The sequence below is a fragment of the Marinobacter mobilis genome (genome assembly GCF_900106945.1).
Classification (GTDB): domain Bacteria; phylum Pseudomonadota; class Gammaproteobacteria; order Pseudomonadales; family Oleiphilaceae; genus Marinobacter; species Marinobacter mobilis.
On the sequence record NZ_FNNE01000004.1, the window covers coordinates 1 to 15,834 of the forward strand.

The following is a 15,834-nucleotide window of genomic DNA, read 5'->3' on the forward strand; positions in this document are numbered from 1 at the left end:
GATCCGTTTATTGGCTTATATCACGCCGCGCCACAGGTTCATGCGCCGCTTCGCTCACGGCTTCTGCCGGGCGCCGATCGTCAGCTCCGCCCCGCCGCCAGCGATGCAGCTTCTCCAGCAGCCTGAGGATGGCCTCTGGGGCGTGCGCCCGCTTCCACTCGCCGGCAGCGTACTTAGCGGCCTCGTTCCAGGTCGGGTAGGGGTGAATGGTGCCCAGAATCTTGTTCAGCCCCAGGCCGTGTTTCATCGCCAGGGTAAACTCGGCGAGTATTTCACCACCCCGGCTCCCGACCACCACCGCGCCCAATATCCTGTCCTTGCCCGGAACGGTCAGCACCTTGATAAAGCCATGAGCCTCACTCTCGGCGATGGCACGATCCAGGTCATCGATGCCGTAACGGGTCACTTCGTAGGCCACCCCCCTGGCCCTGGCTTCTTCCTCACTCAGCCCGACCCGGGCCACTTCCGGCGCGGTGAAGGTCACCCACGGCATTACCCGGTAATCGACCCGAAAACGCCTGAATTGCCCGAACAGCCCGTTCACTGCCGCATACCAGGCCTGATGGGCCGCTGCGTGCGTGAACTGATAGGGGCCGGCAACATCGCCACAGGCAAAAATATTGGGGTATCGGACACTCAGGTCCTCCTCCACCGGCACGGTACCGTTTGCCGCAGGCTCAATGCCCAAGGCCTGCAGATTAAGACTGGCGGTATTGCCCTGACGGCCCACCGCGACCAGTACCCGGTCAAAAGTAATACCAACCCGCTCGCCATGGTGGTCGCAATACAACACCCGTTTTCCGCCTTCCTCGACAAATTCTATCGGGGCATGCTCCAGTCTCAGGTCCACCCCTTCGCTGACGAACTGCTGCTGAATCAGCTCGGCCACATCTTGGTCTTCACGGGGCAGCAACCTTGCGCCACGCTGGACCTGAGTCACCGGGATCCCCAGCCGGTTGAAGGCCTGAGTCAGCTCACAGCCGATGGGCCCACCGCCGATAATCAACAACCGCTCAGGCTGCTCATCGAGCTGCCACAGGGTGTCCGAGGTCAGCGGATCCATGGCCTCAAGCCCCGGAATCGCCGGCAACATCGGCTTACCGCCGCTGGCAATAATGATGCTACGCGCGGTCAGTCGCTGACGACGACCGTCAGCCGTCTGCACGTCCACCTCCCAGGGAGATACGAATCGGGCCTCACCCTGGATGCAGTCCACCCCCAATTTTCTGTACCGTTCCGGAGAATCGTGAGGCTCCACTTCAGCGATAATCCGCTTTACACGGGCCATAATATTGGCGAAGGAGCCCTTCACCGGCACCGACGCCAGACCATAGCGATCTGCGTGACGCAGAGTATCCGCAGCCCTGGCACTCCTGATCAGCGCCTTGGATGGCACACAGCCGGTGTTGAGGCAGTCACCGCCCATCTTGTCGCGTTCAATCAATGCCACCTTGGCTTTCACCGCCGCGGCGATGTAGGCGGACACCAGGCCCGCCGAGCCTCCGCCGATCACCAACAGGTTGTAGTCGAACTGCGCAGGCTTCTGGAAGCCACGATAGACCCGGCGGCGACGGACAAAGCCGATCACAACCTTGGCGATCAATGGGAACAGGCCGAGCAGGGCAAAGGCACCCAGCACGTCGGCCGACACGATGTCCCCAAGCGCCTCAATCTGCGCCAGCTGGGTTCCGGCATTCACGTAGACAAAGGTGCCCGGCAGCATGGTCAGCCAGCTCACAACGGCGTAGGTGCGCAGCTTCATCGCGGTCAGACCCATGGCCAGATTGATCAGGAAGAACGGGAACACCGGCACCAGACGCAGGGTGGCCAGGTAAAAGGCGCCATCCTTCTTGATGCCCTGATCCATTCGGCGGATGGTCTCTGCGTAGCGTTCCCGGAGGCTGTCTCGGAACAGGAAGCGGGCCGCCAGAAAGGCCAGCGAGGCACCCACGGTAGACGCCACCGACACTGCCGCCAGGCCGTAGAGGTTGCCGAAGAAGGCACCCCCGGCCAGGGTCAGGATAGCCGCCCCAGGCAGCGACAGGGCGGTCACCGCTATGTAGATCAACACAAAACCGCCTACCGCCAACGCCGTATTGGCGGCAATCCACTGTTGCAGGCTATCCTGATGGCGTTGCAGGTTATCCAGGGTCAGCACGGTGTGGCCGTCAAAGGCGATGAACAGTCCTACCAGAGTGGCGATTACGGCAATCAGTATCAGTTTCTTTCTATTCATGGGGCCATCCGGGACCTTGTCGCTAAGAATTGTGGGGCATAGACACTGCCATATCCTGAATGTTACAGCCCGGTTTTCAAAAATTTATAACGTTTCCCTCAACAAACCGGAACTTTTCACCCATGGCGGCCTCTGAAAGCCCATCAGGGGCAGGAGCAGAAGGAATGCACATCCGTGAGACCCGGGAGCCGGACGCAGGACTGGTTGCCCGGTTGAAAGCCGGGGACCCCGATGCCTATCGGGAGGCGGTCAGGCGCTATACCCCGGGCATGTTGGCGGTGGCCCGCTATTACACTGACCATAGCAGTGCGGAAGATATCGTGCAGGACTGTTGGGCGAAGGTGGTGACCGCCATCCAGGGTTTCGAGGGCCGCTCAGGCCTGAGCACCTGGCTCCATCGCATTGTGGCCAACCGTGCCAAGAACACCCTGCGCCACCGTCAGCGCGAGCTGACGACCGACTTCAGCGAAGCCCTCGACCCGGACCTCGCCAGCCGCTTCAAACCCAACGGCCGCTGGGCCGTGCCTCCCAGGATGACCACCAGTGAGTCCGCCGAAGCGCTGCTGGAAAATGGCGCTCTGAGCGACTGCCTCGACAAGCACCTGTCCCGGTTGCCGGAGGCTCAGCGCTCCGCACTGATGCTGTACGAAGCCCATCAGCGCCACTCCGACGAAGTGTGTAACATTCTCGATGTCAGCGCATCCAACCTGAGGGTCCTGCTGCACCGGGCACGGCAAAAAATCTTCCTCATGGTTGAACACTTTCAGGAGTCCGGCGAATGTTAATGTGTCGAGACCTGGCGACCATTGCCAGCGATTACCTGGATGGCGAACTGGGCGCGACGGACCGGCTGTCCGTCAAGGTACACCTGATGATGTGCCGGAATTGCCGTTCGTTTATCGGTAACCTCCGCAACAGCGCTGCACTGATCCGGGCCCATTCCAGCCAGACCCCGGATCCGGACTATCTGCGCCGGTTGGATGAGAACATCGCCAAGGCCCTGGCCGGCAAAGATCGGGACGACCCCGGCGAGTAATCCCGTCCGCAGCCCAGCCTACGACCTGGCCGTTTCCGCAACTCGCGCAGAGGCCTGCACCGCGAGTGTTTCCAGCAACAACTGGCGCCAGGATTCCAGGTCAATGGGCAGACTCCCGGTGATTTCCAGCCGCCGGTCTTCCAGCACGTCGGCCAGGCTGCCATCGCGGTATGAAGCGATCACCTGATCCCGCTGTTTCAGCAGCGCCTCGATCTGCGGCCGGAAGCAACGGACCATGGCGGTGATCCAACGGTTGACTGGCCAACTCGGTGCCGCATGGTCGATCTCGAACTGATCGAGCAGACCGATCACCTGGTCTGCCGGTAGCCAGCTTTCATCGGTTACCCAGCGATTCACCTCGAACAACTCCGTAGGGTAGCCCCAGGCATCCATGGCAATGGCCACCAGATGGACCACCCGGTCCTCGCCCTTCGGCCCCAGCACCGGTTGGTGGTGATCTCCCATCGCACCGTGGCGGACAAACAGGTGAAAATGCCCGTGTTCATCATGATCCTCGCGGTGGGCATGGTAGTAGTACTGGCTGTGACTGTCCCGGTCATAGACATCATCCTTGGGGTAGTGATCCATCTCATAGAACGCCCCTTGCCCTTTGAGGACTTCGCCAACCACGTTCAGGCCGCCCTTCTTCAGTACCCGATGACATTCCAGGATCTCATCCGCCGCCGCCAGGCAGCGTTCGAGCTGTTGCCTGGGCAAGGTGTGTAGCCGGGGTATCTCCAACGCACTCATCGTCTTGCCTCCTGTCGGCCTGACCGGATTCCTGCCCCGGCCAGGCGACGCATCTCAGGCCACCAGGTCGTGGGCGGCCGTGTCTGTGGGCGCCTTGACGGCACAGGGGTTCTTGCCCGCACAGGGATTGGCCGGTTCACAGGGATTGCATGGGTTGCACGGCTTACAGGCTCCGCATCCCCCTCCCTGCAGGGCACAGGGGTTGGCCGCCACCCGGTTCTGGACGGTCTCCATGTAGGCGGTCAGGGCCGCCAGCGCCTCACCATTCCAATCCAGAGGCTCCGCCGCCATGGGCTGAACCATGCAGATTTGCACCATCTCATCCAGATAGACCGAGTCCAATCCAAAGACATTTTTTGCCATCGCCACCGAGTGGGGATAAGCCACCGCAAAGGTCGCGTTATAGCCTGCATCGCCACTGTGGCAGGACGAACACGACAGCCCATTGCTACTCAGCGAGGTGTCGTTAAACAAGGCCTCCCCTTTGGCCATTAATGCGCAGGGATTGCCCTCATAGGGCTGATAACTGGCCGGACGGGTGACCCGCTTGGCGGCACTGGGGTTCGGTGCAGCACTGCAGCGCCCGGCCGCTGAACAGGGGTTACAACCTGAATTCGCGCAGGGATTACAACGTGTGGCGCACGGATTTTTCGAGGCACACGGGTTACGGCTGGCACACGGATTAGCCGCACAGGGATTGGCCGCGCAACAGCCGGCCTTCGCGGTACAGGGATTACCGCCGGCCCGACACTGCTGGCTGGCACGGCAGCGGCCGCGACAGGGGTTGCACGGCGAACAGGCCGCCAGCGCCACCCCGCCGCTACCCATCACCAGGGCGACCAGGGCGGCGGACCACCAGGTGGTGCGTTGATGGTCATGGGCGGAGCGAATAGCCCGCCCAAGGGGTTGGGTTGTGAACATGAGTCTCTCCTTACAGTGGTTGTCGTGACCGGCACGACATAACCGGCTCACTGAAGAGACACAGCAAGCACCCGGGTATTACAGTGAATTGGAAAATTTATGGCGCTGAGAAGACGGTGGTTTCCGGGTGGAAGGTATACCAGGCAAACCAGAACGCCCGGATCGCCGCCAGCGGCTCACCCTCGGTGGTTGTCAGCACCGCTGACGGTACCGAGTCGTCGTAGTGGATCACCACGGCCAAGCCGCCTATCTCGTCCTCCACCTCGGCACCGGCTTCTGCCAGTTCCGGAAAGGGCCAGGCCCTCGCTTCACCGTTGTGCTGCCACCCCAGCACCCAGGTCTTCGGGTGGAACAGGCGACTGCTGTGGGAAACCGGAAAATAAATGCGCTCCGAGTGGTCGTAGTCGCCATAGGGAGAACGTCGATAATTGCGGGTATGGCCAGTATCAGTGGACAACACCCGGCCCTGATCACCGACCCGCTCGCGCCAGCTCTGCCACCGTTCATGGCGCACCGGCACCGGCACTAACCGGGTGCCGGCCAGGGGGCCGGACACGGCACGACCCTCGAGTTGAGACCACAACGACTCGGTTTGGTGGTCATACATCAGCAGATCGCTGTTATAGAGCAAGCCAGATACCCCGAAGGTCAAATCACGCCCCGCCGACGTCGGATCAAAGCCGATGCCGGTACCGCACAGCGGGCAGAAGGTAATCAGCACCCGTCCGCTGTCAAAACGATGATTGACGATCTCGTGCCAGTTGAGGATACCAATGGGGTAGGCATAGCTGGTGCCGGCGACGTCATAGCTCATCACGATATCGTCAGACCGCCACAGCCGGGCCTCGGCCGCTGGCTCAAAGCGCGGCTGATCAATGGACGGAATACCATCCCGGGGTGGCCCTCCGGAGAGGATCTGATCCACCGGGATCAGAGCGTTGCTGAGGTCAAAGCCATTTTTTTGCTGCGCCGCCGCTGACAGGCTCACCAGCAGCAGAATGGGCAGCAACCAGTGCCCGGACAGTCGCATCATTCGCCACCTCCCGCCAGAGTGTTCCGGCCCTGCGCCGTCTCAAGAACCACCTGACCCATAGACACCGCTGAGGCCGAAAGGTTACATGGGGTTGCCGGGGCTATCCGGCGATTCCGCTTCCTGGTGAACGGTTTGTCGTGCCTTGTCCGCCTCCCGGAGCAGGAACAGGTCCTTGCTTACGCTGGTGTAGGTGGACACCAGATAGGGGACGCAAAAGGTCAGGGTAAGTTTGAGCCAATCGATGGCCCCGTTGCCCGTGACCGCTTCCCACTGGTTGATCAGCACCAGAAGGCTTCCCACCACAGCCGCCAGGCGCGCGGCGCGCCCTGGCGTGCCATTCTGGAGCGCCAACCGGAAAATCATCTGAATACGGGGGGGTATGCGTAATCGGGCCATGGTGTCTCCAGACCGCCTAACGACAACGGCCCTAGGCCGTTGCCCCGAAGGCCGCTTCAATCCGCTGCCTCAGATCCTCCCGCACCGAGCGGAACCGGGCCAGAATCTGCTCATCACTGCCACGGGCGTCCGCCGGATCGGGCACGCTCCAGCGCAGGCGGGTGCTGCCGGGAAAATCCGGACACAGTCCACTGGCGGCGTCACAAACACTGACCACAACATCAATCCCTTCACCGTGGAACTCATCCAGTGACTGAGAGCGCTGACCGGAGATGTCATACCCCCCATCGGCCATGACCCTGATCGCCCAGGGATTCACCGCCACCGGGCGGGTACCGGCACTGACCACGTCATAGCGATCCCCATGGTGGGCACGCAACAGACCCTCGGCCATCTGGGAGCGGCAGGAATTGCCGGTACACAGGAACAGCACCCGTTGTCGGGACTGCATTGGATCAGCCATCAGCAGCAGCCTCCGCCCTCGGCACCGCTATCAGCCACGCCGCTGTCGAATGGCATCGCCGATCCACAGCCTTCAAACAGGCCATAGTGGGTCTTGCCCGCACCGATGAACTCGAAGTGATCACGGAAACGGGTGTCGTAAAGCATGCGCCAGGTATTGCCGCACACCGGGAACACCTTGCCGGTGGCGATGTGGTGGTGCTTGTCCAGCTCAAAGCTGTGGGGATGGTGAGGCACGGTACCGCGGTAGATCACCGCCTGGCCGTAATCTTCACAGGCGGGTTCCAGGCCCTCCAGCTTGAACAGCCGGTAAGTGGCAGAGAAGAAGCGGATTGGCCCGACTTTGGCGGCCTGCTTGGCATTGTTGATGGTGATCGGACTGTCTTCCACCAGCCGCGGGTCATCGAAGCCGGCAGCCTTCGCCAGGTTTTCAAAGTCGTTCCAGTACAGGGCGCCGCTGAGGCATTCACCGTACAACACCGGGTCTGCAGCCAGCGCGTCGGGAATGCGTCGATCGGCGTAGACATCGGAGAAGTAGAGCTCTCCGCCGGGCTTGAGCAGGCGAAAAGCTTCCCGTAATACCGCGGGTTTGTCCGGGCTGAGGTTGATCACACAATTGGAGACAATGATATCAAAGCTGCCCGGCTCCAGATCCAGCTCGTCCAGCTTCTCAATGTAGCCCTTGAGGAAGCGGACGTTGGGCGCTGCGTAGCCAAACGCCTCGGCGTGGTAATCGACGTGGCGGCGGGCTACCTCCAGCTGTTCGTCGGTCATGTCGACCCCAACCACTTCACCGGATTCGCCGACCAGGGCAGACAACGCATAGACATCACGACCGGAGCCACTGCCCAAATCGAGGATACGCATGCCGTCCAGGTGCTGCGGCGCTACCAGGCCACAGCCATAGTAGCGGATCACCACTTCGTCATGGATCTTGCTGACCACCTGCTTTAGGTAGTCCGGCATGTTGGCGTCGGTGCAGCAGGCATTAGTCTGCAGGTCGTCAGATTTCTCCAGCACCTTGCCGTAATAGTCTTGTACCTGATCGTGTATCACGTTGTTCCTCGCATCATAAAAACTGCCGTCACTGACAACCAGAGACGGCAGGGATCGATCAATTCCGTTATCCGTTCAGAGGCTGGACACGGAACCCCGTCGATTGTTACAACCGGGTTCCGCTGGCCGCAGTGACTAGCGCAGATCGGGGTTCAGGGTGTAGGTGCCGGTTACCCGGGCGCTGGCGAGAATATGGCCTTTCATTGCCTCGCGCACCGCCACACCATCAAATTCGCCGCTGAGGCCCAGAGATGCCACATCAAGGGCATAGAGTTCGATATGGTAGTGGTGCAGCAGCTCGTCGTTCCAGGGCGGGCAGGGGCCGTCATAACCCGCATAGATACCCGCCATGTCCGGATTTCCGGCCAGGAACTGGGTGTAATTATTGACCCCACGCAGACCAATCGCACCGGCGCCCGCTGGCTTGCCCTTGGGCATGACGCCATTGGAATCCTCACCTTCGGGAATACGGCGCACATCCGCCGGAATATCCACCAGCAGCCAGTGGAAGAAGTCCACCCGTGGTAAATCCCGAGACACGACCTTGCCTTCCTGGTTAACGTCATCGGCAACGCTCGGCACGTCCGGATCGAACATCACGATGGCAAAACTCCGGGTGCCCTCAGGCACCTTGTCCCACGCCACCTCCGGGTTGCGGTTGGGACCGAAACTCATGTGGTCGTCGGCATTGAACACGCCAAAGGCGAACTTTTCCGGTATGGGTTGCCCCTCGGTAATCCCAGAGACTTCGATCTTCACGGTTTTCTCCTTAATGACCTATGCGCAGGTTGTAACAACAACCGACTGTAGATTAGGTTAGCAGATCCCACCGTCAAATCCGCATCATCACAACGCCATTACAGAGACTTGCAGGGCAATAAGCCGCCCACGGAACCGCCATGGCGCTTAAGTTCAATTGTCTCTTACGGCCATCCCCGTTAGCATACGTGCCCTAAGCCAACCGTGAGTGAAGAAAGCGAAGGGACCTGCCCCGGCAGCACCTTTCGCTGTCTTTACTTTAGGGGAATTGCCCATGGAAAACCTGCACCACATCGTCGTCGTTGGCGGCGGCGCCGGAGGCCTTGAACTCGTCACCCGCCTGGGAAACAAACTCGCTAAAAAGAAGAAAGCGCGTGTCACCCTCATCGACGCGGTGCTGACCCACGTCTGGAAGCCACTGCTGCACGAAGTGGCTGCCGGCTCGCTGGATGCCAGCAGCAACGAAGTCAACTTTCGGGCCCATGCCCGCAAGCACCATTACGAATTCCAGCTCGGGCGGATGAGCGGGCTCGACCGGGGCAGCAAGAAGATCACCCTGGACCCCTTCTACGACGCCGATGGGCACGAAGTGGTGCCAGAACGGGAGGTGTCCTACGACACCCTGGTGATTGCCGTGGGCAGTACCGCCAATGACTTTGGCACGCCCGGCGCTCAGGAACACTGCCTGTTCCTCGACAGCCTGGCCCAGGCACGCAAGTTCCACAATCTGATGCTCAATGCCTTCCTGCGCACCAATCATGCCGCCAAGCAGGATCAGCCAGCGCAATTGCCGATCACCATTATCGGGGCCGGCGCCACCGGCGTTGAGCTGGCCGCGGAGCTGCGCCTGGCGTCGCGGGAACTGCCGGTGTACGGCATGAACGCGCTCAAGTCCGACGACGTCAGCATCTCGGTCATTGAAGCCGCCGATCGCATCCTGCCGGCCTTGCCGGGCCGGCTATCAGCGGCCGCCACACGGGAACTGGAGAATCAGAAGGTCACCGTGTTCACAGGGCAGCCGGTCAGCGAGATCAAGTCAGACCGGGTGGTGATGAAAGACGGTACCGAACTGGCGTCCGCCATGACCATCTGGGCGGCCGGTATCAAGGCGCCGGTATTCCTGACCCAGCTTGATGGCCTGGAAACCAACCGCGGCAACCAGCTGGTGGTCAGCCAGACCCTGCGTACCTCTATGGATCGCGATATCTACGCCTTCGGTGACTGCGCGGCCTGCCCGCAACCGGATTCCGAGCGTCCGGTTCCTCCGCGGGCCCAGGCCGCTCACCAGCAGGCCGACACTCTGTTTGAAACTCTGGTCAACCGACTCGATGGTGGTGATGAGGTGGCTTTTGTGTACAAGGACCACGGCTCGTTGATCAACTTCAGCCACTACACCACCGTCGGCAACCTGATGGGCAACCTGTCCGGCCGCAGTATGTATATTGAAGGCAAGGTGGCGCGACTGTTCTACGTCTCGCTGTACCGCATGCATCAGGTGGCCCTGCACGGGTTCCTGCGTACCGGCATGATCTGGCTGATGGACAAGATCAATCGGGCCATGCACCCGCGCCTCAAACTGCACTGAGCAACCCGGCAGTCAGGGCCCGCGAGTATGCGCGCATCAGGGTGATCCTGCCGAAGGGTTACACCCTGATGATGGCCGCCATCACCTCCGTGTCCCCCACAGGGCCGGTCAGAAACTGTGGACGATCGTCAATCCCCCGGCTCTATCACGGGGAAGGTAGCCAATGGCCTGAGGGTTGTTCTTCACACGTTCGATCAGCTCCTCTACTGCGAGCTGCCGGGGTGGACGTCCACGCCCGGTAAAGACCTGTTTTGCCCGGTAGGCCCGCAACTGGAGCAGAGACATCGACAAAGCGGAACGACAAAAATCACTGCGTACCGCCAGATCATCCAGGTCATACACCGTCAGCTGTCGCCCCTCGTGGTCTGTCGAGCGTTTACCGAGATAAAGATCCGACAGCTCCTCGATACTGAGTCTGGAAATGTCGCTGTCTGGGCCGGCCACCACCACCAATTGCTCCGCAAAAGCCGGGACAGAAGTGGCTAACAGGAGCAGGCTGAGCAACGCGTACGCGGTTTTCATCAGAACGCCCAGTCAACTGAAACGGTAAACATATTAACGTGGCCATGGGGCGCCTGATCAAAGCCCCCTCGATCGCCCGGTTTGACCTGGATATGATCCCACTGTCCCTTGATCGCAACCCCCGCCATCGCATCCCAACGGGCACCGAGGCCAATGGTGGACTGATCACGCGAATTCCGATCCGCGATAAGGCCATTGGCCACGACGCTGGCGCCACCTGTCAGGCCGTTCTCCGCGTTATTGTTCAGGGAGACACGCCTGGAATAGACGGCATAAACCAGGAAGGCCCCGGCATAACGGCCGGCAGTCACAGAATAGGCTTCTATTTCCGGGTAGTAGTAGCTGTCGACCCGATTCTGGATGTATTCAACCATCCCCAACCACTTCAGGTCACTGTACTGCAGCCCCAGATCGTAGTACCAGAGAGTATCATCCAGGTCATAGCGGTGGTCGGCGGTTGGCTGCTGCAACAGGTTTGCCAGACTGTCCAGCGTCCCCCCATGCAGGGAAATCGGAAGCCGGGCAGACATCAGCCGCACATCCAGATGTTGGTACGAAACAGAAAAGGCCACTCCCACGATGGGCGATAGCTCGACATCAATGTCCGCCACCTCATCCTCAAGCCGAGTGACAAACACTTCGATGACGGAGGTGACACGGGTGGTCGGCAGTATCAGTTTTGCCCAGAGGCCATCAGAAACATCAAACTGGTTTTCGTTGCCATACACCTCCAGCGGCGGTCGGGCCCATGGCTGGCTATAACCCACATAACGTTGCTCAGAAATCTGGTAAAGCGGCGTAATGAAGCGCCCCAGGCGCAGGTTCAACCAGGGAGTGGCGTCATAGCTGAGGTAAGCCCATTTGGTCTCCAGTGTATAGCTGCTGGGCCCATCTTTAGTTGCCAACCCCTGCCAGGTGATGGACCATTCATCCGCCACGCGGTAATCAAGTTGAAGCCCCACCCTGCTGTCAAAACTGGCCGAGGGCTGATCATCAATGGTCTGGTTTTGAATATTGGCAAGCACGACATCGTCGTGATCCAGAACAGCCAGCCCCAGGGTGCCATAGGTATTAAAAAATAGCCGGTCCTCTATCAACTCCCAAGCCTGTGCACCCGAGCTCTGGAGCAGCATCAGGAACACCCACCCGATCAGGAATCTACCATGCGTTGTCATGCGGTCACCGGTTGTTCAGGGGTATTGTCGTTGAGGGTTTGAGGGCTCAGGGGCAACTGCAGGATGAACGTGCTCCCCCGGTCAGGTTCCGAGTCTACCGACACCGTCCCCCCCAACACCGAGGTGACCAGGTTATAGACAATATGCAGCCCCAGGCCGCTGCCCCCCTGGCCGAGCCGGGTGGTAAAGAAAGGGTCGAAAATCTTGTTCACAATTGCCTCCGGCATTCCCGTGCCATTGTCCGTAACCCGCAAGGTGACCTGCTCGGCCGTGGCCATACGCGCGGTAATGTCCCAGGTGCCGTCGGTATCACTGGACTCAAACGCATGAACCATGGAATTGTTGAACAGGTTAGACACCACCTGACAGAGCGGGCCCGGAAAGCTGTCCATTTCTATGTCATCCGGAATGTCGACATGGATGGTGACCGGCCGGTGTTTGATGGTAGGCCGCAACGTGGTCAGCAGGTCCTCCATGGTGTCACTGAGGTTAAACCGCCGGCGCTTTGAGCTGGTTTGATCAACAGCGACGTGCTTGAAACTCTCCACCAGATCCGAAGCTCGCGTCAGGTTACGGGTTATCAGTTCCGTTGCCAGAATCGAATCTGACACGTACTTTTCCAAGATCGACTTTTTTAGCCCCTGCGCCAGTGCCCGGCTGAATTCCTGTGCCTTCTGATCGAAGGTCGTGGCCACTGTGAGGGCGTTACCAACCGGGGTATTCAGCTCGTGGGCTACCGCAGCGACAATGCCGCCCAGACTGGCCAGTTTCTCGGATTGCACCAAGTTCACTTGCGACACCCTGAGTTGCTCCAGGGTCTCTACAAGATTGCGGTTGAGCTGCTCCACCTGCAGTCGGCTTTCGTTCGACTCGGCAATCCGGTTCCGGATCGCTTCCCGCATTCGCTCCATCTGATGGCCGAGAACACCGATTTCATCCCGTCTGTTGTCGACAATCGGCACACTATAGTCGCCTTTGGCGATCTTGCGGCTGCGTTGTATCAGGCCTTGAAGCCGGCGGCTGATTCTTAGCAATCCCCAGATGGCCAACGTACTGATCAGGATTACGATCAAGCCGAGACCAAGGAGACTCCGGCCCAGGAATCTCTGAAATACCGACTGGGAGGCCTGGCGAATGCTGTTGAGTGACACGCCGTAATGTAAGAGGCCGACGTTGTCGCCTTCCAGCAGGATGGGAATGGAAACGTGATACTGATCCAGGGACAGCAATTCCGGCGTCATCGGGAGATTCGCGGCGACCGTCGCCAGCACCGGCGTTTCCGGCGTCTTGGCGATGAGCTCACCCTGTTCATCGGTCAGGGCAAGATAATCAATGCCATCGACATCAGACCCGATGAATTCGTTCAAAAACGGAGCAAGCTGCTGCACCGAGTTGCCAATCCCCAGGTGCACAGAAATCCCCAGGTTCAGTGTCTGGGAGTAGGTAGTGACCGACTGCACCAGGTTTTCCACCTGCACCTGTTCAAACACTTGCTTGGTATGAACCACCAACAACCAGAACAGGAGTAACAGAGGCGCCGTCAGCAGCAGCAAGACCTGGGTACGGATCGAACGATACCAGGGCACCGGCATGATTACGCGCGCCCTTGCAGCAATTCGCGGACCTCGGCCATGGGCATTGGACGGGCAAACAGATAGCCCTGGAAGCTGTTGATGCGCAGTTCCCGTAGCAGGCGAGCTTCTGCTTCTTCTTCGATACCCTCGGCCACCACGTCCAACCCCAGCGATGCGCTCAGGTCCAGAATCGATCTCACGATGGCAACGCCAGCGGGTTCCTTGATCTTCTGGATAAACGATCGGTCCAGCTTGAGCTGATCCACCGGCAATCGCGCCAGGTAGGAGAGAGATGAATAGCCGGTACCAAAATCGTCCAGAGAGATGCTGACGCCGGACGCTTTCAATCGGCCGAGCAATTCAATGGCACCTTCGATGCCGCCAACAATCGCCGCCGACTCGGTTATTTCGAAGATCAAACTGGAAACCGGGACACCATAACGCTCCGCACAGGCCGTAAAACGGTCGACAATGGACAGGTCATGCAGTTGCGCACCGGAGATATTGATCGCCACAGGACCGGCCTGGGGAACATGGGCAATCAGGTCTGCATATTCCCGGAGCACCCTCTCCAACACCCACTGAAACAGATCGTTGCCCAAACCGGCGGTTTCAGCCAACGGGACAAATTCCGCCGGGGACACCCAGTGACCATCGGGATGGGGCCAGCGAACCAACGCCTCCATGCCGCAATAGCATTCCCCCGCAAGGTCCCATTTGGGCTGATAATGCATGGTCAGCTGATCATCACGGATCGCAATCACCAGATCCCGCAGTAGTTGGATGTTGCGGCGCCCATTTTCCAGCGCCGCCATCGGGTAGTGCTTGAGCCCGCGACGGTTATGTCGCTTGGCATCTTTCATAAACAGGTGAGCAGCGCCCAATAGCTGGGCGCCATTCAACCCCATCTCATCGAGATCCACGGTGATCGCCGTGGCCATGATGTGCACATTAAACCCGGTGAACGCTACTTCCTGGTTGAGTACCGACTCCACCACCGTTTTATCAACGGCTCCGGGAATCACCGCCGCAAAGGTGTCATCCCCCAGGTGAGCAAAGAACTTACTGATGTCGCGCAGGCTGCCCTGTAGCTTGCTCGCATACTGCCGGATCAGTTTGGCGCATTTGGCCTGGCCCAGTGTTTCCAGAACGCTGTTGAAATAATCGATATTGATCAGCAACAGGCGATGGTCAAACAGCTGCCGTCGCTGGCCATCCAGCCATTGTTCAAAACTATTGCGATTGGGCAGCAGGGTGGTCGGGTCAAAGAACGCCTGCTGATTCAGGCGGTCAATGAGTGTCATATTGTCCGCCATCAGACCAATGTTCTGGCAGAACAGCTGCAACAGGTCTTTCTCCTCAGCCGTCACCGCTTGCCGGCATTCGACATACACCACCAATGAAAAATGCTGACCGCGACAGATCAGTGCCGTGCCTTCGGCGCCGAAATAATGTTGATTGCTTTTGATGACCCGGTCGATCAACTGCCGCTGAAGCAGAGAGGATATTTCCTGTACCGATCGCGCAATCAGTCCCTCAAAGCGCCCGGTCGCCGCTACGATGCTCTGATCATTCAGCTCAAACGGCTCTGCGGCCACCCGGTCACGGGGTATCGACACCACCACGATGCCTTCCGATTCGTTGAGATTCAGGACCCCCCCGATCTGGGTCAGAATACCAAAGGAAAACTGGCGAAAGCCGTCACTGCTGAGAAGGCTCCGGGTTGCCTCAATAATGTGCTGCAGTCCACGATGGCTGGTCTCGAGCCGGAGAATCTGCTGGTAACTTCGCAACGCTGCGGTTAGTGAGGTAATCAACCGAACCTGAGTCAGCTCATTCTTCACCCGGTAGTCGTTGATGTCGTATTCGCTGATGACCTTGAGTTCCGGGGCATAACCAGCCTGTCCGGTACGCAGGATGATCCGGGTTTTCAGCAGTTTGAGGTCTTCCCGAATCCACTTGGCCAACCGCAAGCCCGCATCGGAGGTTTCCATCACCACATCAAGCAGAATAACCGCCGGCTCATCATGAGCTGACAGATACTGGCGCGCATCTTCCGCCGAGAAGGCAGATTGCAGGCTTACCCGCGCCCCGAGAAGCTCAATGTCTGAGAGGGCAAATCGGGTCGACTCGTGCACTTCCGGATCGTCGTCCACCACCAATATTTGCCAGAGGTGTGCCGCGGGCATCTCGGCGACTTTGCTATCCGCATCGTCTTCCGCAACAAATTCCACAATGTCATCGGTCATGCAGAGTTCCTGTTGAATCCTGGGTGTTCCTACTACCGTTCAGTGGAGTCCTGTGAGCTCGGCCAAGGCCCGATACTCCA

Annotated in this window: 15 protein-coding genes; 3 read left to right on the plus strand and 12 right to left on the minus strand. The window is 59.5% G+C overall.

Annotated elements, in window-relative coordinates; translation table 11 throughout:
* Window positions 1–7: 7 nt before the first annotated feature.
* On the minus strand, window positions 8–2,236 hold the full coding sequence (locus tag BLV11_RS06990) for an FAD-dependent oxidoreductase (protein WP_091812268.1): 2,229 nt from the start codon (window positions 2,234–2,236) through the stop codon (window positions 8–10).
* Window positions 2,237–2,400: 164 nt separating this feature from the next.
* Here BLV11_RS06990 and BLV11_RS06995 point away from each other — a divergent pair, with 164 nt between their 5' ends.
* Both BLV11_RS06995 and BLV11_RS07000 read left to right on the plus strand, forming a co-directional pair.
* Window positions 2,401–3,021, plus strand: a complete 621-nt coding sequence (locus BLV11_RS06995) for an RNA polymerase sigma factor (RefSeq protein ID WP_091812269.1) — start codon at window positions 2,401–2,403, stop codon at window positions 3,019–3,021.
* Window positions 3,015–3,272, plus strand: a complete 258-nt coding sequence (locus tag BLV11_RS07000) for a zf-HC2 domain-containing protein (RefSeq protein ID WP_091812270.1) — start codon at window positions 3,015–3,017, stop codon at window positions 3,270–3,272. The genes BLV11_RS06995 and BLV11_RS07000 overlap by 7 nt, the downstream gene beginning before the upstream one ends.
* 18 nt (window positions 3,273–3,290) lie before the next feature.
* Here BLV11_RS07000 and BLV11_RS07005 read toward each other — a convergent pair whose 3' ends face one another.
* From BLV11_RS07005 to BLV11_RS07035, 7 genes are all read right to left on the minus strand, one after another.
* Complete coding sequence (locus BLV11_RS07005; RefSeq protein ID WP_175528303.1) at window positions 3,291–4,022, minus strand: DUF6969 family protein; 732 nt, start codon at window positions 4,020–4,022, stop codon at window positions 3,291–3,293.
* A gap of 54 nt (window positions 4,023–4,076) precedes the next feature.
* Window positions 4,077–4,943: a cytochrome-c peroxidase gene (locus BLV11_RS07010; RefSeq protein WP_217634547.1), complete on the minus strand. Its 867-nt coding sequence runs from the start codon at window positions 4,941–4,943 to the stop codon at window positions 4,077–4,079.
* Window positions 4,944–5,040: 97 nt separating this feature from the next.
* The gene (locus BLV11_RS07015) at window positions 5,041–5,976 is read right to left on the minus strand and encodes a DUF3179 domain-containing protein (RefSeq protein ID WP_245725952.1); all 936 of its coding nucleotides are present in this window, start codon (window positions 5,974–5,976) and stop codon (window positions 5,041–5,043) included.
* An 81-nt stretch (window positions 5,977–6,057) separates the two neighbouring features.
* A complete protein-coding gene (nrtS, locus tag BLV11_RS07020) occupies window positions 6,058–6,372 on the minus strand; it encodes a nitrate/nitrite transporter NrtS (protein WP_175528304.1) in 315 nt (104 codons plus the stop codon).
* A 31-nt stretch (window positions 6,373–6,403) separates the two neighbouring features.
* Window positions 6,404–6,835 (minus strand): arsenate reductase ArsC, encoded by a 432-nt coding sequence (locus BLV11_RS07025; protein WP_217634548.1) that lies wholly within the window; start codon window positions 6,833–6,835, stop codon window positions 6,404–6,406.
* Complete coding sequence (locus tag BLV11_RS07030) at window positions 6,835–7,890, minus strand: methyltransferase domain-containing protein (protein WP_245725953.1); 1,056 nt, start codon at window positions 7,888–7,890, stop codon at window positions 6,835–6,837. Before BLV11_RS07030 ends, BLV11_RS07025 begins: the two co-directional genes overlap by 1 nt.
* 135 nt (window positions 7,891–8,025) lie before the next feature.
* Window positions 8,026–8,649, minus strand: coding sequence for a YbhB/YbcL family Raf kinase inhibitor-like protein (locus tag BLV11_RS07035; protein WP_091812271.1), 624 nt, complete (start codon window positions 8,647–8,649; stop codon window positions 8,026–8,028).
* Window positions 8,650–8,923: 274 nt separating this feature from the next.
* Here BLV11_RS07035 and BLV11_RS07040 point away from each other — a divergent pair, with 274 nt between their 5' ends.
* A complete protein-coding gene (locus tag BLV11_RS07040) occupies window positions 8,924–10,234 on the plus strand; it encodes an NAD(P)/FAD-dependent oxidoreductase (protein ID WP_091812272.1) in 1,311 nt (436 codons plus the stop codon).
* A gap of 108 nt (window positions 10,235–10,342) precedes the next feature.
* Here the strand turns inward: BLV11_RS07040 and BLV11_RS07045 are convergent, their stop codons facing one another.
* From BLV11_RS07045 to BLV11_RS07060, 4 genes are read right to left on the minus strand one after another with little or no spacing between them, the layout of a single operon-like run.
* Entirely contained in the window at window positions 10,343–10,756 is a 414-nt protein-coding gene (locus BLV11_RS07045; RefSeq protein ID WP_091812273.1) for a hypothetical protein, read from the minus strand.
* Window positions 10,756–11,931, minus strand: a complete 1,176-nt coding sequence (locus BLV11_RS07050) for a hypothetical protein (RefSeq protein WP_091812274.1) — start codon at window positions 11,929–11,931, stop codon at window positions 10,756–10,758. The genes BLV11_RS07045 and BLV11_RS07050 overlap by 1 nt, the downstream gene beginning before the upstream one ends.
* A complete protein-coding gene (locus BLV11_RS07055) occupies window positions 11,928–13,523 on the minus strand; it encodes a sensor histidine kinase (RefSeq protein WP_091812275.1) in 1,596 nt (531 codons plus the stop codon). The genes BLV11_RS07050 and BLV11_RS07055 overlap by 4 nt, the downstream gene beginning before the upstream one ends.
* A gap of 2 nt (window positions 13,524–13,525) precedes the next feature.
* A complete protein-coding gene (locus BLV11_RS07060; protein ID WP_091812276.1) occupies window positions 13,526–15,754 on the minus strand; it encodes a GGDEF/EAL domain-containing response regulator in 2,229 nt (742 codons plus the stop codon).
* Window positions 15,755–15,834 lie beyond the last annotated feature (80 nt).

What these genes read in the sequence shown, in the direction of transcription:
- BLV11_RS07055 (WP_091812275.1), bottom strand. Translation starts at nt 13,523, where the DNA reads ATGCCGGTGCCCTGGTATCGTTCGATCCGTACCCAGGTCTTGCTGCTG.
- BLV11_RS07050 (WP_091812274.1), bottom strand. Translation starts at nt 11,931, where the DNA reads ATGACAACGCATGGTAGATTCCTGATCGGGTGGGTGTTCCTGATGCTG.
- BLV11_RS07010 (WP_217634547.1), bottom strand. Translation starts at nt 4,943, where the DNA reads ATGTTCACAACCCAACCCCTTGGGCGGGCTATTCGCTCCGCCCATGAC.
- nrtS (WP_175528304.1), bottom strand. Translation starts at nt 6,372, where the DNA reads ATGGCCCGATTACGCATACCCCCCCGTATTCAGATGATTTTCCGGTTG.
- BLV11_RS06995 (WP_091812269.1), top strand. Translation starts at nt 2,401, where the DNA reads ATGCACATCCGTGAGACCCGGGAGCCGGACGCAGGACTGGTTGCCCGG.
- BLV11_RS07005 (WP_175528303.1), bottom strand. Translation starts at nt 4,022, where the DNA reads ATGAGTGCGTTGGAGATACCCCGGCTACACACCTTGCCCAGGCAACAG.
- BLV11_RS07060 (WP_091812276.1), bottom strand. Translation starts at nt 15,754, where the DNA reads ATGACCGATGACATTGTGGAATTTGTTGCGGAAGACGATGCGGATAGC.
- BLV11_RS07045 (WP_091812273.1), bottom strand. Translation starts at nt 10,756, where the DNA reads ATGAAAACCGCGTACGCGTTGCTCAGCCTGCTCCTGTTAGCCACTTCT.
- BLV11_RS07015 (WP_245725952.1), bottom strand. Translation starts at nt 5,976, where the DNA reads ATGATGCGACTGTCCGGGCACTGGTTGCTGCCCATTCTGCTGCTGGTG.
- BLV11_RS06990 (WP_091812268.1), bottom strand. Translation starts at nt 2,236, where the DNA reads ATGAATAGAAAGAAACTGATACTGATTGCCGTAATCGCCACTCTGGTA.
- BLV11_RS07040 (WP_091812272.1), top strand. Translation starts at nt 8,924, where the DNA reads ATGGAAAACCTGCACCACATCGTCGTCGTTGGCGGCGGCGCCGGAGGC.
- BLV11_RS07025 (WP_217634548.1), bottom strand. Translation starts at nt 6,835, where the DNA reads ATGGCTGATCCAATGCAGTCCCGACAACGGGTGCTGTTCCTGTGTACC.
- BLV11_RS07000 (WP_091812270.1), top strand. Translation starts at nt 3,015, where the DNA reads ATGTTAATGTGTCGAGACCTGGCGACCATTGCCAGCGATTACCTGGAT.